General features: G+C 59.4%; 18 protein-coding genes. 5 read left to right on the top strand and 13 right to left on the bottom strand.

Annotated features, from left to right (window positions below):
- The first annotated feature begins 294 nt into the window (after positions 1-294).
- Complete coding sequence (gene glmS / locus Q1A00_RS08175; protein WP_298405498.1) at positions 295-2,157, top strand: glutamine--fructose-6-phosphate transaminase (isomerizing); 1,863 nt, start codon at positions 295-297, stop codon at positions 2,155-2,157.
- A 34-nt stretch (positions 2,158-2,191) separates the two neighbouring features.
- On the opposite strand, the gene Q1A00_RS08180 is transcribed toward glmS, so the two are convergent.
- The 8 genes from Q1A00_RS08180 to Q1A00_RS08215 form a co-directional block, all read right to left on the bottom strand.
- Positions 2,192-3,535 carry a DUF4129 domain-containing protein gene (locus Q1A00_RS08180; protein ID WP_299756177.1) on the bottom strand — a complete coding sequence of 448 codons (1,344 nt, stop codon included), beginning with the start codon at positions 3,533-3,535 and terminating at the stop codon, positions 2,192-2,194.
- A gap of 100 nt (positions 3,536-3,635) precedes the next feature.
- Entirely contained in the window at positions 3,636-3,800 is a 165-nt protein-coding gene (rpmG, locus tag Q1A00_RS08185) for a 50S ribosomal protein L33 (RefSeq protein WP_066788233.1), read from the bottom strand.
- A 135-nt stretch (positions 3,801-3,935) separates the two neighbouring features.
- Complete coding sequence (locus Q1A00_RS08190) at positions 3,936-5,108, bottom strand: ArsA family ATPase (protein ID WP_298405506.1); 1,173 nt, start codon at positions 5,106-5,108, stop codon at positions 3,936-3,938.
- Positions 5,109-5,179: 71 nt separating this feature from the next.
- Complete coding sequence (locus tag Q1A00_RS08195; protein ID WP_298405508.1) at positions 5,180-5,563, bottom strand: zinc ribbon domain-containing protein; 384 nt, start codon at positions 5,561-5,563, stop codon at positions 5,180-5,182.
- 270 nt (positions 5,564-5,833) lie between these two features.
- On the bottom strand, positions 5,834-7,138 hold the full coding sequence (locus Q1A00_RS08200; RefSeq protein ID WP_366917419.1) for a pyrimidine-nucleoside phosphorylase: 1,305 nt from the start codon (positions 7,136-7,138) through the stop codon (positions 5,834-5,836).
- A gap of 33 nt (positions 7,139-7,171) precedes the next feature.
- Positions 7,172-8,800 (bottom strand): NAD(P)H-hydrate dehydratase, encoded by a 1,629-nt coding sequence (locus Q1A00_RS08205; protein WP_298405513.1) that lies wholly within the window; start codon positions 8,798-8,800, stop codon positions 7,172-7,174.
- Between the two features lie 35 nt (positions 8,801-8,835).
- Positions 8,836-9,249, bottom strand: coding sequence for a holo-ACP synthase (gene acpS / locus Q1A00_RS08210; protein ID WP_298405590.1), 414 nt, complete (start codon positions 9,247-9,249; stop codon positions 8,836-8,838).
- Positions 9,250-9,259: 10 nt separating this feature from the next.
- On the bottom strand, positions 9,260-10,657 hold the full coding sequence (locus tag Q1A00_RS08215; protein WP_298405516.1) for a hypothetical protein: 1,398 nt from the start codon (positions 10,655-10,657) through the stop codon (positions 9,260-9,262).
- 195 nt (positions 10,658-10,852) lie between these two features.
- Between Q1A00_RS08215 and lexA the strand changes: the two genes are divergently transcribed.
- Complete coding sequence (gene lexA / locus Q1A00_RS08220) at positions 10,853-11,503, top strand: transcriptional repressor LexA (protein ID WP_366144857.1); 651 nt, start codon at positions 10,853-10,855, stop codon at positions 11,501-11,503.
- 273 nt (positions 11,504-11,776) lie between these two features.
- Here lexA and Q1A00_RS08225 read toward each other — a convergent pair whose 3' ends face one another.
- The 4 genes from Q1A00_RS08225 to Q1A00_RS08240 form a co-directional block, all read right to left on the bottom strand.
- On the bottom strand, positions 11,777-12,859 hold the full coding sequence (locus tag Q1A00_RS08225) for an ABC transporter permease subunit (protein WP_298405521.1): 1,083 nt from the start codon (positions 12,857-12,859) through the stop codon (positions 11,777-11,779).
- 106 nt (positions 12,860-12,965) lie between these two features.
- The gene (locus tag Q1A00_RS08230; protein ID WP_298405524.1) at positions 12,966-13,928 is read right to left on the bottom strand and encodes an ABC transporter ATP-binding protein; all 963 of its coding nucleotides are present in this window, start codon (positions 13,926-13,928) and stop codon (positions 12,966-12,968) included.
- On the bottom strand, positions 13,925-16,267 hold the full coding sequence (locus Q1A00_RS08235) for a hypothetical protein (RefSeq protein ID WP_299756188.1): 2,343 nt from the start codon (positions 16,265-16,267) through the stop codon (positions 13,925-13,927). The genes Q1A00_RS08230 and Q1A00_RS08235 overlap by 4 nt, the downstream gene beginning before the upstream one ends.
- Positions 16,268-16,416: 149 nt before the next feature.
- Positions 16,417-16,551, bottom strand: coding sequence for a hypothetical protein (locus Q1A00_RS08240; protein WP_298405530.1), 135 nt, complete (start codon positions 16,549-16,551; stop codon positions 16,417-16,419).
- A 156-nt stretch (positions 16,552-16,707) separates the two neighbouring features.
- On the opposite strand from Q1A00_RS08240, the gene Q1A00_RS08245 reads away from it, so the two are divergent.
- The 3 genes from Q1A00_RS08245 to murJ all read left to right on the top strand — a co-directional run bounded on the left by Q1A00_RS08245 (position 16,708) and on the right by murJ (position 20,522).
- Positions 16,708-17,514 (top strand): biotin--[acetyl-CoA-carboxylase] ligase, encoded by an 807-nt coding sequence (locus Q1A00_RS08245; protein ID WP_298405533.1) that lies wholly within the window; start codon positions 16,708-16,710, stop codon positions 17,512-17,514.
- A 317-nt stretch (positions 17,515-17,831) separates the two neighbouring features.
- Positions 17,832-18,953 carry an LCP family protein gene (locus Q1A00_RS08250; RefSeq protein ID WP_298405536.1) on the top strand — a complete coding sequence of 374 codons (1,122 nt, stop codon included), beginning with the start codon at positions 17,832-17,834 and terminating at the stop codon, positions 18,951-18,953.
- A gap of 9 nt (positions 18,954-18,962) precedes the next feature.
- The gene (gene murJ / locus Q1A00_RS08255; protein WP_299756193.1) at positions 18,963-20,522 is read left to right on the top strand and encodes a murein biosynthesis integral membrane protein MurJ; all 1,560 of its coding nucleotides are present in this window, start codon (positions 18,963-18,965) and stop codon (positions 20,520-20,522) included.
- A gap of 18 nt (positions 20,523-20,540) precedes the next feature.
- On the opposite strand, the gene Q1A00_RS08260 is transcribed toward murJ, so the two are convergent.
- Positions 20,541-21,506: a nucleoside hydrolase gene (locus Q1A00_RS08260; protein WP_298405542.1), complete on the bottom strand. Its 966-nt coding sequence runs from the start codon at positions 21,504-21,506 to the stop codon at positions 20,541-20,543.
- Positions 21,507-21,576 lie beyond the last annotated feature (70 nt).

Genomic DNA, 21,576 nt, shown 5'->3' on the forward strand with positions numbered 1-21,576 from the left:
CGGCGCGAGCCGGAGCTAACGGGCGCCAGCCGCCCGGAACATCGAGTGATCAGCGGAAGCCTCCCCGGTGCAGGGTGCCACCGGCAAGCTGATGGGGTAACACCTCCCGGTGACGGGCTAGGGCAGAGCCATCGGCAGCGACCCGCCACATAGCATTTCCCCCATCCCAATCTGTCTATCCGGGTAAGCTGTGTCACCGCAGGCTTGGTTTGCTGCGTTCTGCTGCATGAGGTGCAGTGGATTGTCTACGCCTGCCGGTTGATGCTGCCATGAATTTATGTAGGAGTTCGAACTATGTGCGGTATTGTTGGGTATGTTGGACCACGCGAGGCGACTACCGTCGTAATTAATGGCTTGCAACGGCTCGAATATCGCGGCTACGACTCCGCTGGCATCGCGATCTACGATCCCGACCTCGGTTTGCAATTGCGCCGCAGTGTTGGCAAACTGAGCAATTTGCAACAGCGGCTGGTCGCCCAACCAACCCACGGCCAGATCGGGATCGGCCATACCCGTTGGGCAACCCATGGTAGTGTGACCGAGATCAATGCCCATCCGCACCGCGACGCCAGTGGCACGATTGTGGTGATTCAAAATGGCATTGTCGAGAATTATCTCAGTCTTAAAGGACGGTTGCTCGAACTCGGCTACCAGTTTGAGTCGCAAACCGACACCGAGGTGATCGCGAAACTGATCGGTCATTACTACCGCGATAGCCACGATCTGGTCACTGCGGTACGCCAGACTCTTAGCGAGCTGCGCGGCGGCAACGCGATTGTGGCCTTCTCGATCCACGAACCCGATACGCTGGTGGCGGCGCGACTCGGCAATGCCGGCGGCGTGGCGATCGGTCTCGGCGAGGACGAACAGTTTATCGCCTCGGATATTCCGGCCATCCTTGACTACACCCGTACCTTGATCTTCCTCGAAGATCGCGATGTTGCCGTCGTGCGCCGCCACAGTGTCACTATCACCCGCCTTGACGGCACCCCGGTCGAGCGGCCCACCCACACGATTGCGTGGGATCCGGTAGCGGCGGCCAAAGGCGATTATCGCCACTTTATGCAGAAGGAGATTGCCGAGCAGCCGCGCGCGCTGATGGATGCGCTACGGGGCCGGATCGACCAAGAGCGCGGACGGATCGAGCTAGCGGATCTGCGTCTGAGCGATGACGATCTACGCCGGGTGCGCCGGGTTTACGCTACCGCGTGCGGTACGGCGTGGCATGCGGCGCTGGTGGCGAAATTTTTGATTGAGCGTCTTGCCGGGGTGCGGGTTGAAGTCGATTACGCCAGCGAGTTCCGGTATCGCGGGCCAATCTTGCAGAGTGATGGTGAGCGCGATACCTTATTGCTGGCGTTCACCCAAAGCGGCGAGACGGTTGATACGCTGGCGGCGATGGAAGAGGCGCGCGCGCAGGGCGCGCCAAGCGTGGCGATTGTCAACGCGATCGGTAGCCAAGCGGCCCGCGTGGCCGACGGCGGCCCGATCTATCTGCATGCTGGCCCTGAGATCGGGGTCGCTTCGACCAAAGCCTTTACCTCGATGCTGGTGGTCGCTTACCTGTTCGCACTGCGGCTGGCGCAAGCGCGAGGCACCCTCACACCGGCCCAGATCCGCGAGCATATTCAGGCGTTGATCGAGCTGCCCGGTAAGGCGGCGCAGACGATCGAGCTGGCGACGCCGATCTGCATCGAGCTGGCTGAACGCTACCACCGGGTGAGCAACGCGCTCTTCCTTGGCCGCCAGATCAACTATCCAATCGCACTTGAGGGCGCGCTCAAGCTGAAAGAGATTAGCTACATTCACGCCGAGGGCTACCCGGCGGGCGAGATGAAGCATGGCCCGATCGCGCTGATCGACGAGAATATGCCGGTGATCTGCATTGCGCCGCGTGACCACATCTACGAAAAGATGATCAGCAACGTCGAGCAGGTGCGTGCCCGCCACGGGCAGGTGATCGCGATTGGTCACGCCGGCGATGCGCTGCTGGCCGAAAAGGCCAATCACATGATCGGTATCCCTGCAACTTTGCCGCTCTTGCAGCCGGTGCTGAACGTGATCCCATTGCAAATCTTCGCCTATCACGTCGCAGTGTTGCGCGGGTGCGATGTCGATCAACCGCGTAACCTCGCTAAAAGCGTGACGGTGGAGTAAAGACGCTGAAGCGGGGGCGCTCGGCTGGGCGCCCCTACTGGCGTACCGTCTGGGAGGCTTGCTCGGCGATAGCGGCATCGGCTGGTGCGACGCCGCTAGGTTGGTAACGCGCCCGCTCGTAGATGGCGGTAAGCTCAGCGAGCGGCGCGGGATCGGGCAAGGTTGGCGCTACTGTTGTATACCACTCAGATGGCGTCTGCGCTGGTGGCCGGCGTAAGCCGCGCTCCTCTAACGCCAGCAGCACCTGAATATAGGCACGGCGCACCCGCGTCACCGGATCAGCGCCACGCAAAGCTGCCAGTGCCGCTTGCAACCCGCTCAACCGGCGCTGAAACGGATTGCGCAGCGCCCCAAGTAGATCGCGCACATCGGCCAGCAGACTTTGGCCGACATCGAGCGACTCGCGCTCTTCATCAGTTTCAACCCGGCGCGCGCGCCGCCGCCACCAGATCAGCAAGACCAGCAACACCGCTAGCGGGATCAACGCTAGCCAGAAGGTTGCTTGTTGCGCCAAGGCGATCACCGTCTCGATGGCGGCATCGTCGATCGGCGCCGTATCGGTCACCGGCGGCGGTTCAGGGCGGAGGTTCATCTGGGCCAGCGCCTGCCCCAACAACGCCACGAGGGCGCGAATCAGATCACCAAAGATCACGGTGAACAGATAGACTAGCACCGCCCCAATCAGCGCCAATGGCAAGAGCATAAAACGCAGCAGGTTGACTACGCCGTCGAGCGCCGCCTCACCGCTGAGCAGCGCCGTCAACGCGGCACCGATCGCCAACACGCTGCCAACTACTCCTAGCAAGAGAAGGCTCCAGCGCCCGTCCACCGTCCGATTGGCAGAAGTTTCGATCACATGCGATAGCGCCAACGAACCAAGACCAGTGCCAATCGCTACCGCTACATACGTCAGCAGCGCATCGGCGGGTACAGCAGCGCCAGCGCGCACCAACGGCCCAACTAGCAGCGACGCGATCGCGGCAATCATCCCTCTGCCGGCAAAAGTGAGTATAGTCGCACTATCGTGGCTCTCTAACCCAGCCCCCCGCCACGTCAGAAAAAACGCAACCAGCGCTGCCACGTATGCGAGACCACTTTGGGGTTGGCCCGGCAACAAGGCTGGCCACAACGCCAGCGGATCACCACCAATCGCTAGCCACAGCAAGCCGGTGGCGGCAAGCAGCGGCGCCAACACCAGCGGCAAATAGTGGAATGGATGGCACAGACGACGCGCCGCGCCATCGGCCAGCCAACCGAGCAGCACTGCGCCAAACAATCCCGGCCACGGCAACGCTATCGCTGCGAGCGCTAGCAACGGCAGCGCAACCAGTGTCGTTTCAAAGGCGGCAAGGAGCACAATGCGCAACAAGCGGATCATTATACTTAAACTTAAATGTGTATGGGCAGAGCGCTGCTCTGCCCATGCTGTTGGAAGAGCGCTGCTCTGCCCATGCTGTTGGCAGAACGCTGCTCTGCCCCTACTTGGTCTCGCGGTACACCACGTGACGGCGGACAATCGGATCATACTTGCGCAACTCGAGGCGGCTCGGATCGTTGCGCCGGTTCTTCTCGGTAGTATAGGTATGGCCGCTCTCGGTGCTCTTCAGCTTGATCACGATGCGGTTACCCTTTTTGCTGGCCATAGCGATCCCTCTTCCCAGAACTACACACGAAATTGCGCCCTTGGGGCGCACTGACGGCTAGTATACCATACCAACGGAACGAGAGCAACTTGCCCATTGCGGCAACATAAGAAGAGCAGAGCGTTGCTGCCCCTCCTATGCAGCCGCTTCGCGCCGGAAGATCACCCGTAGCGATGAATCCTCGAAGAAGGCATCTTGGGCACGCAAACGAGCCAACGATTGCGGCAACACAATGCGATGGCGGTGCCAGCCGACCGAAATCAGCAGCTCGTCATCGCTCTGCGCCAGATGAACTTGATCCTCAGAGGCAAACGGTAACGGTACAATCAAATCGTAGCCATCGGGAGTCTTTTCCAGCCGTTGGGTTGGGCCTTGATAGAGGAAAGCCGCCGGATCGTGTTTGCCGAAGAGATGGTCGGCCAATTGGGAAAGCAACTCGACCCCGACAATCTCTTGCGAGAAGTGGGGCACGCGCAAAATCGGCAACGGCTCAAACATCTCCTCGACCATCGGCGCATATCGCTGCTGCATTGCCCGCCATTGGCCAAAGTGAGCGTCAACTTCGGGCGGCAGAATCCGGTTGACGATGATCGCATCAACTGCGTAGCCGAACAGACTAAGATAGGTCAGCGAACGTTGCGCCTCGCGGATCACCATCTTCTCGAGGTTCATCACGATCCGCGCCGTACAAATCTGGTGGTCGGTCAACAACTGGCGCACATCGATCAACGCATCGATCGCCTGCTGCGCCGACGCCAGCACATCGTCATCGGCGATCGGCATATCAGTCACCCGCCGCGCCACCGGACGCACCACCCGCAACAAAGTCCGCGCAATCGGGAAGAGGCGGGCAATCCACCACCGCATCACATCGGGCAATGACAGCAAGCGCAGCGTCTCGCCGGTGGGAGCGGCATCAACCACAATCACGTCATACTTGCCTTCGTCGTAATGGCGCTTGATCTGGAGCAGGCTGAAGAGTTCTTCGGTGCCGGGAATGACCGACAGCTCACCTTGGGCGATCGTTTCAACCCCTTGCCACGCCAACAGATCGGCTAAATAACGTGATACCACCCCCCAGCTCGACTCAAGCTCGTGGAGGGCGTTAATCTCTTGCGCCCACAGATTCGGCACCACTTGGATCGGTTCGGCGCGCAAATCTACGCCGAGCGAATCGCCCAGCGAGTGGGCCGCATCGGTCGAGAGCACGATAGTCCGATACCCAAGTTGGGCGCAGCGGAGAGCGCTAGCCGCTGCCACACTGGTTTTACCGACGCCGCCCTTGCCGGTGTAGAAGAGGATGCGCATACTCGACCGTTCATTCTAGAAGCGACTTTGCTTTATAATACCGTTAGATTGTCTTTTATGCAAATAGACGGTCACGCCCAACCGAGATTATCGGGCTTGGCCGACGAGCTGCCTTCCTCATCGTCCTGTTTGCCGCTCAGCTCCTCTTCGAGCATCTGATCGACCATCTCATCCCAATCTTCGCCAGCGTCTTCGCCTAACTCTTTACCCAAACGCTTGGCCCAGCGGGCAATCGAACGGGGATCGCTCTCGTCTAGCCCCATAAAGTTGGATGGATCGGCTAACGACTCAATCCGGTCATCTTCCGACTTCAGGGTAGCAAAGCGCGAAATGGCGCGGCGAACCTCGGTATTGCCGCAACGTGGGCAAGCCAAACCGGGCGGATCGCTAAACCCGCGCACTAACTTTTGGAATTGGCCGTTGCAAGCAGGACAGAAGTATTCGTAGATCGGCATAGCTAGCCTCACGATCGATGATTTCTACGTGATTGCGCACCGCTTTCCGCCTGTCATTGCAAGCCGCGCGTAGAGGCAATGTGGTGCATTGCCTGCGCAGCGACGCAATTTCCCGCACCAGCGAGATAGCCTCCCGCCTGAGCGGAAGATTGCTGTCGGGTGGCGCCCCCACAATGACATCAAAGATCATTGCTCACCGAAACGTTGCTCGACAAACTGCTAGAATTATACCCTGTACTGGTTCCAAACATCTGTTGCTAAGCCATCACCTTAGCGAATAATCTCTTCAACCAACGGCAGCGGCGGTGGCAGCGCGTCATGAATAGTATAGGCGGTGCGCAACTGCTCGGCAACTGCCTCAACATCGCTCTGGCGCGCCGCATGGATGGTGAGGAGCGGATCGCCGGCAGCAACGCGCATCCCAACCTTCGCCCGCAAGACCAACCCAACCGCGTGATCAATCGTGTCTTCTTTTCGTGACCGGCCACCGCCAAGCGCATTCACTGCCAAACCCAACGCCTGCCCATCAATCGCGGTAACGAATCCGGTCCGTGGCGCCGGCAGCTCGACCTGCACCGGCGCCGCAGGCAACCGCTCCGGTTCGTCAATCACTGCCGGATCGCCACCCTGATTGACGACCATAGCCCGAAACTTCGCCCACGCCGCGCCACTGCGCAACGCTTCGACGAGCATTGGCCGCGCTGAATCGGCATCGGCCCGCACCCCAGCCATTCGCACCAGCTCACTGCCCAATACCAGACACAACTCGACCAAATCGTCCGGCCCCGTCCCGCGCAGGGCCGCGACGGCTTCGCGCACTTCGAGCGCATTGCCGATCGCGAAGCCGAGCGGTTGCTGCATACTGCTGAGCACAGCGGCCACCTTGCGCCCAGCGTGGCGGCCAATCGCCACCATCGTTCGGGCCAGCCGGCGCGCATCGTCGATCGTGCGCATAAATGCGCCTTGCCCGTATTTAACGTCAAGCACGATACAATCAGCCCCCGCCGCCAGCTTCTTGCTCATCACGCTAGCAGCAATCAGCGGGATCGACTCAACCGTGGCAGTCACGTCGCGCAAAGCGTAGAGTTTTTTATCCGCCGGTGCTAGATCGCCGCTCTGCGCAGCAACGACCACACCCAACTCACGCACGGCGCGGCGAAACTCTTCGGCGCTCAGGTTGGTGCGAAAACCGGGAATGCTCTCCAGTTTATCAATCGTACCGCCGCTAAACCCTAGGCCGCGACCGCTCATCTTGGCCATCGGCAAGCCAACTGCCGACACCAACGGCGCCAGCACCAGCGTAGTCTTATCGCCGACGCCGCCGGTCGAATGCTTATCGACGGTCAGCGGAGCAATATCGTGCAGATCGAGCATATCGCCGCTACGGGCCATGGCCATGGTTAGATCAGCCGTCTCGCGATCGTCCATGCCGCGCAGCACAATCGCCATCGCTAGCGCCGCCATCTGATAGTCGGGAATCTCACCGGCAGCATATCCTTTGACAACCCAATCAATTTCAGCCGTCGTCAATGCTCTGCCGTCACGTTTGGCGGCAATAATATCAACCATGCGCATCACGGCCATTCCTTTCCCACCTTGCACAGCGCTTCAGCCTGCGCGCAATTCACGGATCGCTTGTGGCACGAATGGTAACAGATCGCCGGCCACCACGCCAGCATCACCCATTGCTGCGCGAGCCTTGGCCCCGGCAGCGCCGTGCAGGTAGACACCTAACGCCGCAGCGGCGAACGGCGCGCACCCTTGCGCCATCAACCCGGCGATGATACCGGCTAGCACGTCACCCGAACCGGCGGTCGCCAAGGCCGGATTAGCGCCATCGTGGATCAGGGTGTGGCCATCGGGTGCTGCTATCACCGTCGTCGCCCCCTTAAGCACCACCGTCTGCCGCCAGCGCTGGGCCGCCTCCGCTGCCGTCGCCACCGCGTCCGGCGGCAATTCGGTCACCCCGAGCAAACGGCGCATCTCGCCGGGGTGCGGCGTCAACACACAACGTTCGGGTGACAACCGCTCGAACCAGCCGCTGGCGCTCGCCAATAAATTGAGGCCATCGGCATCGATCACCGTGGGCGGCAATTCAACCGTTTTCTGTGGCAAATGAGCTATCGACTCCCCCACCGCGACAAACCCCACTCGCGCCCGGCTACGCACCTGATCAAGGCCAAATAAACGCAGCACCAATTGGCGGGTCGCCTCAGCTTGGCCTAACCCCGGCCCGATCAACAACGCTTGGTAACGAGGCAAATCTTCGGCTAGCTCATCAATCGCTACCGGCCCGATCGCACCCCAATCGCCTTCGGCCACTGGTAGCAAGGTCACTTCCGGCGGAACCTTGGCCAGCGCCAACACATTACGCCCAGTCGCTAAGGTGACTAAACCGGCGCCCGCACGTTGTGCGCCGGCGCACGCTAGCACTGCGGCGCCGGGGTAATTGATCGAACCGGCTAGCACCAGCACCTTACCAAATACACCCTTGTGCGCATCGGCCGGACGCGCCGGCAGAAATGAGCGGGCTTGGGTTGCCGTCAACAATTCACTCATTGTCACTGCCTCATCTAATAAGCCTAAACCAATCGGTGCTACCACTATCGTACCGGCATAGCCTCGTCCGGGCCAGAGCAATAACCCCCGCTTGAGCAAACCGGTCGCCACCGTCAGATCGGCACGGATGGCAACGGTCGCCACCTGACCATCATCGGCCGCAACGCCGCTCGGCAGATCGATCGCCACAACGCGTAGATCGACACGCTGCGCGCGAGCAGCGTTGACAGCGGTAATGATCGCAGCCAGATCAGATGCTGGCGGGCGGGCGCCGGTGCCGAGCAGACCATCAACCACTAACGTTGCTTCGGCGAGCGCAGCCGTAAGCAGCGCCCCATCCACATCATCAGCCGCGTGCAATTCACGGATGCCGCGCGCGCGGCATGCCAGCAAGTTATCATCAACCCGGTTGCGCCGCCAGCAGTAGAGTGTCACCTGCGCACCGGCATCGGCCAAATGGCGAGCAGTGACCAGCGCATCGCCACCATTGTTGCCGGGGCCAACTAGCGCCAGCACCGTGCGCCCGGCCAACGGTGTGAGATAAGCGAGCGCAGCTTGCGCCACCCCAGTACCGGCGCGCTCCATTAACACGGCCCAATCGCTGCCGGCGGCCACCGCCGCTTCTTCGGCGGCGCGCATCTGGGCCGCTGTCACCACGAACGGCAAAGCAGATTCCATGCGCCACTCCACCACATAGATCTGGGTAAAGGAACCTACAATCCCCATGCCACGACGCTAGCCAGCGCCAGATCAGCGGTATGCGACAGACTCACCGCCAGCGTTTCAATCCGCAAGGCAGCCGCCGTCTGCGCCGCGATCCCCGCCAGCCGCAACACAGGCCGGCCCGCCGCATCACGCACGACCTCAATCTCAAGAAGCCCGGCGCGCGGACGATCAGCAACAGCTAGCGCGCCCAAGCCACGCAACCCGATTCCTAGGGCCTTGGCACACGCTTCCTTAGCTGCCCACCGCGCCGCCAACGCCTCGAAACGCAGCATACCGTCAGCGGATACGCAATCAGCCTGCTCGGCGGCAGTATAGACCCGAGCAAGAAAGCGCTGGCCATAGCGCAGCGCCGTGTGACGGATTCGGGCCACTTCAACCACATCAACGCCATGATAGAGCATCATCTTGCCGTTATTGCGTCCCGACCAACGACACATCCACTACCCGCGCATCGTAATCGTGCCCATTGGCATAAATTTCAACGCTGCGCAAATAGCGGTAATCGGGCAACCACCCCTTATCGCGCAGATCAACTTGAAAGCGCGTCCACGTTTCTGGATCAACCCGCTGATAAAAGATCCCATCGGCGCGCACCCGCAAATCCTGATCGCTGGCTGCCGTATAAAGACACACCACCCGCTCTTCGTCAGGATCGGCGGGACTACTGCGGCGGGCCACAATCCGGATCATAATCGGGCATTCAGTGCCACGATCGCCAGCGGCCAATAATGACTGATAATCGATCCTACCCCAGAGTGAAAAGACCAGCGAGCGGAACTCGGACACATCAACACCGGCGCCATTCACCCCTAACAACTGGCGAATACTGGTCACAAAGCCGTTGACTTGCCCGCCCGTTCGGTAAAACCACGCCGCAGTACGCCGGTCTTCCGGCGGGCAGCTCAGTGTTGGATTTGGCGGACGGCAAATCATGGCCAATCGGAAGAAGCCCCGTTCGGGCAGCGGCAAATTCGGCGTCCCTGAGACTTGCCATGTTGTCGCGCGCGGCAATGTTGGATCATCGGCGCGGGTGGTATTGTTATATTCCATCTCAGAAAAGAGGGAAAACCCGCCATCACGGATCAACTCCCAGCGTGCCGGCACCGGCAGACCGGGCAATCCGGCCGGATCCACCTCAACGCGCTGGCCGGCGGCCAATCGCACCGGCTGGCCCACGACCCCATTCACAATCGCACTGCCGGCACGCACCGCAATATCGGCGATCAGTGCTGGCCGGCCATCACTGCGGATAACGCGCCGTTCAGGCGGGTACAGGTCAATGCTATAACTGCCGCCGGGAGTAAACTCGACCCGCGCATCGCCAACCAATACGGTAAAGCGCACCGTTTGAAACGGCTGATCGGCGCGTAAATCGTACCGCACATACCCGCTGGTCTGTTCCAGTGTGACCTGCAAAGCGCCACTATACCAGCGGGTGGTGCGAAGTTCGGTCAAGCGCAATTCAGCGCCAGCCCACAAATCGAGCTGGCTGCCTTCAAAAAGGCGCAAAGAGGCCACTTGCCCATATCCAGCGTTCGGCAAAGCGCGCAACACATCGCCTTCGCCCAGCTCTTGCTGATCGCGCGTACCCTGAAAGATCGTCCGGCCTGCCGGCTGCCAGACGATACTCTCATTGAGACTCCGCACAACCAATGTCGCCTTCTGCGTATCAGTCGCGGCAAGATACCACTGCCGCGCACTCAGTGCTACCAGCGTGACGAGGGCCAAAAACAACCCTAAAAACGCAAACAGCGTCAGCCACGCAATGCGGAGGGTGCGACGTTGAGCAGCTAATCGATCATTTGGCACAGCTATTGTTCCCATACCGTGCATTATACTCGAAGCAACCTGCCTACCGGCAAGCCTCCTCATACTAGCCGATCACAAAAACTTGAACAAACGTACTTGACAAAACAAGTGTTCGGCAGCTATAATTGCGACATCAGTTCTAGTTTTGTCTGCCGCAGTCCGCCGGGGCCGCGGCCTAATGAAAGGATAGCGGCCATGAGAAGACGCGAGATGTCTGATCGACAAGCGGATATTTACGAATACATTGTCAACTACATCAAAGCGCACGGCATCTCGCCATCAATCCGCGATATTCAGCGCGATCTGAACATCTCATCAACCTCGGTCGTTTCCTACAATCTCGACGTGCTCGAACGGTTGGGCAAGATCATCCGCAACGACAAGATTTCGCGCGGGATCAGCATTCCGGGTTTGTCGCCGGCGCTGTTGAGCCAAGAGATCGGGCGCGTGCCCTTACTTGGCACCATTACCGCCGGTTCGCCCCTGCCCGACCCCGAAGAGATTGACCACAGCCGCGCCGAGCAAATCGTGGTCCCGGCCGATGTGGTGCCTCTCACCCGTCTCGACGGGGTCTATGCGCTGAAGGTGCGCGGCCAATCAATGATCGATGCGCTGATCGACGATGGCGATATTGTGTTGCTGCGCTGGCAAGAGACGGCTGAGAACGGCCAGATGGTCGCGGCATGGTTAATCGACGAAAACGCGGTCACGCTCAAGAAGTTTTATCGCGAAGATGGCCGCATTCGCCTCCAACCGGCCAACTCGACGATGCAGCCGATCTATACTTCACCCAACAATGTGCGCATCCAAGGTCGCGTGATTGGCGTGTTGCGTAGTCTGATGTAGCACCGCCCGCCCCCTGATCGCTGCGAGATGCCTCAACACCCTCACCCTCCAACCTCTCTCCCGCGCCAGTGGGAGAGGGGCTGGAGGATGAGAATGAGCCAGCATATCTTAAAGCCATCAACCATACCTACGCTTATAGGTTCTGTCCAACCTTGAAGGTACATCCAAGCGCGGATCAGGGCCGGATCTGGTCAGGGCGGGTTTGAAACCCGCCCTGACCATCCGCCTTTACGTCATCCTAATCTTGAGATGCCTCCGCCTTGACCACATCCTCTACGGCACCGGCGCTGGATCGATCGGCACTGGCATCGGTTCCATCGGCACCAGCCACGGATCCACCGGTGGCACAATCCACCACCAATCGATCCGCACCCACATCAACAGCGCAATCGCACCTACCACCGCCACAAATCCCAAATCGCTCCAGCGTGGTCGCCAGCGCCGCGCTGGCAAGGCAAGGTGTGAGCTGAGCCAGAGCAAGACAAAGGTGCCCAGCCAGAAGCCTAACAAGGTGGCCCGATAGACTGGCATGAGCACTGGCCCCTCCGGCGCATACCGGACGATGCCGACACTAAACTGCGATAAGAAGGGCACAAGCATAAAGGGATCGTTCACACCGAAAAACGGCATGTCGGGTTGAAAAGCAGTTGGAGTGACGGTTGTCACCGCGACAATCGCGCTAAACGGATTGAGATAGAGCAGCCATGGCGGCGGGCTTTGCCCCATGGGGTTGCTGAACTGCGGCCAAATTGACGCAACCAGCAATGGCACGCCACTCAAGAGCAGCACGATTGTATAACTAGCAATCGTTGCCGGCGTCGTCCGGCCAAACAGCGATGAACAGAATAGCCCGATCGTGCCAAAAAAGAGCGCGGCGCTGCCTAGCAGCAGAACTACCCAAATCAACGTGCGCAGCTCGACCCCACCGAAGATTAACACCGTGCTGAACACCGGAATTGACGCCACAATCAACAGCAAGAGATAGCTGAGCACGCCGATGAGCTTGCCCGCCAGCATCTGGCCGGGTTTGAGCGGAGTGGCGAGCAACATATCGTAGGTCAACCGTTCTCGCTCACCGCTGATCGCGCCACTGGTGAGGACCGGTGCCACCAAGACGATAAAAAACATCTCGGTGAATGCTAACCCCTTAAAGAGCGCCTGCCCAATATGCGAGCTGAGCACCACCATGCCGGTGCGGGCCTGAAACACCATATACTGATAAATGCCAAACGTACTGAGGATCAGTAGCAATAAAAAGACGGTCAGGATCAGATACGGGCGAAACCCGCGCATGCGTGTGCGCGCTTCACGCACCAGTATCGGATTGAGCAGTGGCCGACGAATGTGGGTTGCCATACGCATTCTCACCGATAGCTTATTATGACAAGCGACCCAAGGGCAGCGATAGTGTTACCGTCCGCCAGCAGCACAGAGTGGCATTGCCGGCATGTTTGCCCCCGCTTCAACCATTGGCTTGGCCCGTGTTTGCCGTCAAGCGCAGGAAGAGTTCTTCCAGATTTTCGCTGCGCGCGCTGAATTCGCTGACCGCAACGCCGGCATTGACCAATTCAGCGAGAATCGCGGCGCATTGCTCTTCATTAAGCGCCTCGCTGAAGTCGATGATCAGCGCCCGTGGATCGGCGGCGGCAGCGCTAGCGGCGCTCACCAGCGGGTGGCGTTGCAGCAGCGCCAACGCCAAGACGACGTCACGCTCGCGCGCAATACGCAGCCGCGCCCGCGCGCTAGCCGCTAACTGCTGCTGCACCTCGGCCAGCGGCCCGCTAATGATCATCCGCCCGTGATCGATAATCCCGATCGCATCGCATACCTCGGCTAATTCGCTAAGTATATGCGAGCTGAGCATAATCGTCTTGCCCATATCGCGCAACGTGCGCAGCAGTTCACGCAACTCCACCCGCGCTCGCGGATCCAGTCCGCTGGCCGGTTCATCGAGTAGCAACACGGGCGGATCATGCACCAGCGCATGGGCCAGACAGAGCCGCTGCTGCATCCCGCGCGATAGGGTCTGCACAAAGGCATCACGTTTACCGGCCAGATCGACTAAATCGAGCAACTCATCAACTACTTGCCGCAGCCGCGCGCCGCGCAACCCGTAACAACGGGCAAAGAAGTCGAGGTATTCCCACACCCGCAGATCGTCATAGACTCCAAAGAAGTCAGGCATATAGCCTACCAGCCGTTGCGCAGCGCGCGTCGTCAACTGCTCGCCCAGCAGACGCACCTCGCCTTTGGTAGGAGACAACAAGCCGGCCAAAATGCGCAGCGTGGTGGTCTTGCCTGCGCCGTTAGGACCAATAAAGCCGTAGATGCAGCCCTGTTCCACCCGTAAATTGAGCTGGTCAAGCGCAACCAGTTTTTTGTTGTAGCGGTGAGTGAGATCAATCGTCTCGATCGCCAGCGTCATGGCATTCGCCCCTGTATGACCGGATCCACATAGACACACGAAAAACTCTGCACTTGATCGAACCGTTGCAGACGAACCCGCATCACACCATTGCCGTTTAGAAAGCGCGCTGGTTGTTCAAAACTAACGGATAGGTTTTGAATTATCGGATCGCTCGACAGCGCCTCCCACTGGCCCTGACTCCAATCGTAGACTTCGATCCGGCCATTCCAGAAGACATCAGAACGCACATCGAACTGCAACCAATTGATCTGTATCTCGTTCAACGATCGCGGCAAGACAAAGCGTATGACTGCTGGTTGCACATCCGGCACTATGCCGATTTTATTATCAGCATAGCACGGACTATTCATATTGCTCAACTGCTCAAACGAGGCGGCAAAGCTGTTGCGCAGCATAACCTCGCCCGAAATGGTGAGCCGAGCAATGCCACGTATCAGGGCAAGCTGCTGCATCATTGCACGTCGATCAACTGGTTCGAGTTGCACTGCTTGGTCGCTGTACCAACCCAGCACCAATGGCTGCGCGCCGCGCGTATTCGTGCCATAGCCGTACAACGCATCAAGGATGCGGCTACGCAGTTGCAACGCTGGCGGTATCGGTTGGCCCACCCGCCCGTGCTCGTCAAATTTCGGGCCATAAATGAGATAGCTCAGCATGATGCCTTCAAAAGCATGCATAGGCCGCTCGAGCTGCACCGTGCGTCGTTCGCCCGGTGCAAGCGTCTCGATCAGCGAGAGATAATCGTTATACACCAAGGCCACATCTGCAAGCGTGTGGTCGCTGTGGTTAATGACAGCACCCTGCACCTGATCGCCATTGACGGTAATCTGCGCCTCAAGGCCGGGTGAAGGCACGATCCGATCAAGTATCACGGATTGCAACGACCATTGCGCCACATTCAACCCTTCCACCACCCGGCCATCAGGCGCTATCTGCACATAGCGACCATTAACTGGTGGCCCCGGACTCCACGGCCCCTGCACGGTGATCGGGCGCACCAACGGCGTTTCACCGACCGCGCGTAACCGGTAGGTCGAGCGATCGGGCGAAAAGATACCAATAAAATCTCGTTCGCGCGCCAACCCCGGCTCAGCGGCATCAATCAATGAGATCTGGCTGACGATCACATCGCCGCCGCGCAAGTTGAAGCCGACGCCATAGGCAATGACTGCAAAGATTACCGTAATCGCCGGCACCACCACCCAACCGAGCGCTAGCCGATCGAGCCGGCGCAAAACGAGGTATGTGACCGGCCCTACCACGATGAGATAGCAGCCGAGCAGCAAGGCAAGCAGGTTAATGGAAGGCAGATCAAGCGCCGGCAAGCTCGTCAATGCGCTCGCCAGATTCTCTTCAACAAACGCCCCATAGAGCTTCGCACCGAGCGCCATCCCTGACGGAATGAACGCCGGCGGCGGCAAGAGGGTTTGCCAAAGCTCGCGCCAGCCGGGCCAATTGCTCAATTCCGGTGTCGCCAGATCGAACGCGAGCACAATGACAGCACCATCACCGTACCACTGGTTAAAGGCTAGCGGCGTTGGGCTATTAAGCAATGGCAGGGTGAGCGGATAAACGCGGTGCTGCGCATCCTTTCGCGGCGTTAGCGCCATTGGCGTGAGCGGCGGATCGCTGATCGGCGGCAAGAGATTGCCCGGCATTACCGGAACTAGCTCAGCCGGCAATAAAGCTAATGTGCGACTGATACCGGCATCACCATTCACAATCAATGTCCCGCCGCGTAAGACCCATGCTTGCAAGGCGCTGCGCTGGGCCGGCGCCAATTCAGCGGCTGCGACATCGGTTAAGATCAGCGCATCAAACGGCGATAAGCCTAACCCCTCCGCCGGAATGTCGGCCAGCGCTAACGGTACACTCGTAACTTTTATCCCATCCGCCAGTTGGGCCGGAAGGCGCACGCCCCGCTCACCAACGACACCTACCAATAATCCTTCACTGACAGGTTGCAAGCGCGCTGACGCCGTGGCGATCTCTTCGCCATTTACCAATACACGCACTCCCAACTGGCGCGGCGTACCCTGTATGTGGAGATAGAGCGTCAAGCCTTTGCGACTCCCGCCGGGTAAATCAATAATGGCGCTGTGAAGCGGCCCATTCGGAGTGCCGGCCACTATTTCCGCCGTGCGATCAACCCCATTGTTGGCCACCTCGATCACAACCGGCAGCCATGTGCTAGCGCGCGCAAAGCCTTGAAATGCGGGCCGCACGGTCAGCGTTACATCGGCATTCTGGGCAGCCGCTGGCGCCAGCCATGCCGGCCCTATCACCACTAAAACCATCGCTACCACGAGCCAACGCCACGCACGCCTTGTCTGCATGCGGCATCCTCCCTCCGGCAACACCTGCACTGACATTCCGGTTCAAGAGACGTTCCCAGTAAGGAAAAAGTTCCCTAAAAACACAACCACGCCAACCCTCAACGCGAGGGGAGGCGCGGCGCGCAAAGCTGCGGTACAATAGGGAACAGTTAGCGGCGCAGACGGCGCGGCAAATTACGATCGCGGACCCGAACCCGGATCGGCTCAGGCTGCACCCGACGCAGCGAAATGAACAATCCTCCGGCAATGAGGATGAATGCCGCCAGTAGGATAAATGTGATCATACGCGAATCCTTTCCGCTGCGAAGAGGTGAGCACCCGCAGGGGTACGTGCATAGCTTCAGTAGTGAGTAGTATAACGAAAAATTGTTACTGCGTCCATACCATTTGGTGGATTTTTAGCGATTTTTCATTTTCGCCATCACGGGCAAGAGAAACGTATGCTTGATGCTAACGCTATTCGCGCCGGTTTAGCACCCGGCGCGACCCTGCCAGTCACCATTCACTGTTACGAACAGGTTGGCTCGACGATGGATCTGGCGCGTACTGCCATCGCAACCCTGCCACCGAGTGCCTTGCCGGTATTGATTGTTGCTGAAGAGCAAACGGCGGGCCGGGGCCGGCTTGGTCGGCGTTGGGTCGCACCGTCGGGCAGCGCGCTGCTCTTTTCGCTCGGCCTCCACCCGCCAACTGCCGTCACGACAACGCCCACCGCCCTAATTTGGCTAGCGGCAGTAGCGTTGCTCGAAACGATCGAAGCAGAAACGCCGCTGCGCGCTGGGTTGAAATGGCCAAATGACGTATTGGTGCAGACACCCGCCGGCTGGGCTAAAACCGCCGGCATCCTGCTCGAAGGCGGCTGGGATAACGGTACGCTAGCGTGGGCCATTATTGGCTGCGGGATCAATGTGAGCGCCGCGCCTGATCCGCAAGCCACTTTATACCCCGCAACAGCCTTGACCATTGCCGGTGCGCCGGACATTGATCGGCTCAGGCTATTGCAGGTATTGCTACGCCAGTATGACTTCTGGTTCCGCCAGTTGCAGCATGGTGATAGCGATCGGTTGTGGGAGGCGTGGCGCAGCCGTTTGCTTACCCTTGGCCAGATGGTCACGATCACGACCGGTAGTGGAACAATCCACGGCGAAGCAATAGATGTCACGCGCAGCGGTGCGTTGCTCGTGCGCGAACCTTCCGGCGCAGTGAGCGTGATTGAGAGCGGCGATGTGGGCTTGATCGGCAGTTAGCAACCCAATTGGCAGCCAAACTGCCATCTTCAAACGAAGCCGGCGGGCTAAAGCCGCAATGCAACCGCAATAAACGCAATACTGCTCTCGATTCGCACTCACATCAGCCATTTTTCAGCTATCCATCATGGTGCCTGATGTTCACGTATTTAGCGTGATATGGTATAGTAACAATCGGTGCGGAAGATTATCACAAAGATGCCCGATCCGCGTCCGATCGCCGCAATGCGCGACAGTGACAAAAAACCGAGGTGGATTCGGTGTTGTCACGTCGCACAGCCAAAGCGAACGGCATCTGAAATTCGGAGCAGGAGGTTATGTTGGCTTTGCGCAGGCGCATTCTAACCAGCGCCGCTTTCATCATAAGTCTGATTGCCGTAGCCATGATGCTGCGGATTGCCTTTGAATGGCGTCAGGCGCTGGCCGATATTGACGCAATGATTGTCACGCCAGTAACGTTGCCTACTGAAGCAAGCGTTGCGCCAACCCCTCAAACGATCACTGCTACCAACGAGCTGTATGGCCCGCCGCCAGCCCCTCCGGCAGCGCAGCCAACCCTAGTGCCACCACCACCGGTTGACAACCCGCCAGCAGCAACGGCAACCGCTGAAGCACTGCGGCTCAGTCGGCCCGAAATGAACATTCTCTTGTTGGGTACCGACGCCCGGCCTGATGATGCCGGCCCCACCCGCACCGATGCGATCGTGGTAGTTCATATCGCCCGCGATACCGGGCGCGTCAGTATGCTGTCGATTCCGCGCGATCTCTGGGTGAGTTATCCCACCGGCGGCGAAGGCCGGATCAACGCCGCCTATGCGATTGGTGAGAATCGCTTCGGCCCCGGCGGCGGCGCGGCGCTTGCCAAATCGACGGTAAGCAAGCTGTTGGGGTTGCCAGTTGACCATTTCATCTTGATCAATTTTGAAGGGTTTAAGAAGATCATCGATCTCATTGGCGGGATTGAGATTGACGTTCCCCGCCCCATCTATGACCCGGCTTACCCCACCGAAGATTACGGCACCATCGAGGTCTCTTTCAATGCCGGGCGCCAATGGATGGATAGCGAGCGCGCGCTGATTTATGCCCGCACTCGCCACGCCGATAGCGATTTTGGCCGCAACCAGCGCCAGCAGCAGGTGTTGATGGCCATTTTCTACCGTATCCGCGACCGGGGGCTGCTCCAGCAATTGACCAGCCTCGATGACTATACCGGCGCACTACGCGGCTACGTCACCACTGATCTCAACCGTCGCACGATGCTCGAACTCGCCAGCTTTGCCCGCACGATTGATAGCGAGAATATCTTGCGCTACGCGATTGATTCGTCATCGATTGTCGAACTTGGCGGCGGCGCAACCTTCCGGGTTCAACCACAAGCATTACGGCGGATTGTTGCCCAGTTCACCGGTGAGGCCGTTTCGACGGCTGGCGGCGAGTAGTACATTCCTGTGACCGAGACTTCCTCTTCGACGAGCGTCTTTCGGAGCATTGCGCTGGCGGCGTTGCTGATTAGTCTAGGCAACGTCGCCAGCCGCGTGTTGGGTTTGGTGCGTGAACCCATTATCGCCGCCTATTTCAGCCGCGGTTTGGAAGTTGATGCCTTTACCTTGGCATGGACGCTACCCAATGCGCTCTACGAGCTGCTGATCAGCGGCGCGGTCAGCGCGGCGCTGGTGCCGGTGTTTAGCGAATATGCCGAACGTGACCGTGACGAGTTCTGGCACGTTGTTTCCACAGTCATCACCCTCGCTTTTACGATGCTGGTCATCGCTAGCGCACTACTGGCATGGCAGGCACCACTCGCAGTGGCGTTGCTTGCTCGCCCAACCGAGTCGGCGTTGCAAGCTGAAGCGGTGGCTTTAGTCGGCTGGCTGCTGCCGGCGGTGACGCTCATGGGTCTTTCGGGGATCGTTACCGCTGTGCTGCATGCCCAGCGCCGGTTTTTACTGCCCGCTTTTGTGGCGGCTGCTTTCAACACCGGAATGATTATCGGGATTGTGACGCTAGCGCCGCTGGTGGGGATCAAGAGTCTGGCTGCCGGCACGTTGTTGGGAGCTAGCGCGCAACTCCTTATCCAGTTGCCGGGCTTGCGCGACGCCAAATTGCGCATCCGGTTCGATCTGCGCCATCCGGCTGTGCGGCGCATTTTGCGCCTTTATGCGCCGGTCACGCTTGGAATCGGTTTTTCATTGATCGGCGCAGTGATCGACCGCTGGCTGGCATCAGGGTTCCTAGCGGCGCTTTCGACCATGCGTTTTGCCACCACTTTGATCCAGTTTCCATTGGGGCTAGTCGCTTCGGCGGTGGCGTTGGCCGTCTTGCCGACCCTTTCACGCCAGAGCGCTGCCGGTGACGAACCGGCGTTTCGAGCCACACTGGCAATGGGGATCAAGATTGTGTTGTTGTTGATCCTGCCGGCCACTGCCGGACTGGCCGCGTTGAGCCAACCGATTACCGCCACCCTCTTTGAGCGCGGCGCGTTTGGCGCCGAAGATACGGCCATCACTGCGCTCGCGCTCCTCGGTTATCTGCCGGGATTGCCGGCAGCCGCGATCGATCAGATGTTGTTGTTTGCCTTTTACGCGCGCAAAAATACCCTCACCCCCAACTTGATCCAAGGTGCAGCCATTCTCTGCTATCTGGCAGTTGCCGTGCCGCTCGCTGAATGGACGTCGCTTGGCTTCTTGGGGTTAGTCTTGGGCAATTCGGCTCAATGGATCGGCCATGCGATCATTACCGCATGGCTGTTGCAGCGATCGTTGCCGTTGGGCGGTTTGCGGCTGGGTGAAGCAACGGCGAAAGGCATGATCGCCAGCGGTATCATGGCGCTGGCCGTAAGCAGCATTGCCACGCTGGGCCAGAGCTGGCCGCCACTCGCGCAGGTGGCGGTGGCGGGCAGCACCGGGATCGCGATCTATACGCTCCTTGCTATTGCCCTCCGGCTGGAAGCAGCAACTTTTTTACTCAACATTATCCGAACGCGTTTGGGGCGGACGCCATCGTCATAGGGCACGACCACTCTGTCGCTACGACGCCCCGTACAACCGCTCCTCAAGCGCCTGCATCCGCTCGACGAAGAGCGACAGGAAGCGCGGTGTATCAAACGCTACCACTGCCCGCGCATTCGGTTGGCGGCCATCTTGGAGCATGAAATCGGCCACGGTAAAACCCATCGTCAGTGGGCTGCACGTCTCGACAGTCACATGCACATCGGCATAGGTAGCCAGATCGGGTAGAAAGACCAACGCCAGCGCTGCCGGGTCGTTGATTGCGCAACCGTCATACCCAAAGTATCGGCGGTGAAACTCGATGTAAAAACGGGTCGCATCAGCGATGAAGCGCCCAATTGGCTTGCCGGCCTGCGCCAACCGGTTGATCTCGCTGTCGTGCAGCCGCACTAGCCGGGTGATATCCCACGGCATAATCACCAGCGGCGCACCCGACGAGAAGACAATCTGGGCCGCATGCGGATCGGCATACACATTGAACTCGGCGCGCGGCGTAACATTGCCATCAGCGCGCAGCGCGCCACCCATCATGACAATCGCGCGCAACGCACCGGCTAGCTGTGGCTCTTTGCGCAGCGCCAACGCGACATTGGTCAGCGGCCCGACGGCGACTAACGTCACTTCGCCGGGCGCAGCCATCACGGTGCGAATGATAAAATCGACCGCATGTTCACGCGCCGGCTGTAACTGCGCTGCCGGCAACCGCGCATAGCCTAATCCGCGCTGGCCGTGGGTGTCGTGCGCCGTAGTCAGAGGTCGCAGCAGTGGCCGGTCGCAACCGGCAAACAACGGAACCGACTGGCCGCCGCCCAATTCGAGCACGGCTAAACCATTCGCCACCGCCTCGGCTAAGGTGCAGTTGCCATGCACCACACTCAAGCCGGCCAGTTCGATCTCGGGTGAAGCGAGCGCTAGTAAAATAGCTAACGCATCATCAATACCGGGATCGGTATCAAGAATGATGCGGTGAGGCGAGGTACTCATAGCGACTCCTTATAAGAAACAAATCGCATCATTGAAACGTTGATTACTATAGCATAGGATGTAGCGCACA

Source organism: uncultured Chloroflexus sp., from assembly GCF_938091255.1.
GTDB lineage: Bacteria > Chloroflexota > Chloroflexia > Chloroflexales > Chloroflexaceae > Chloroflexus.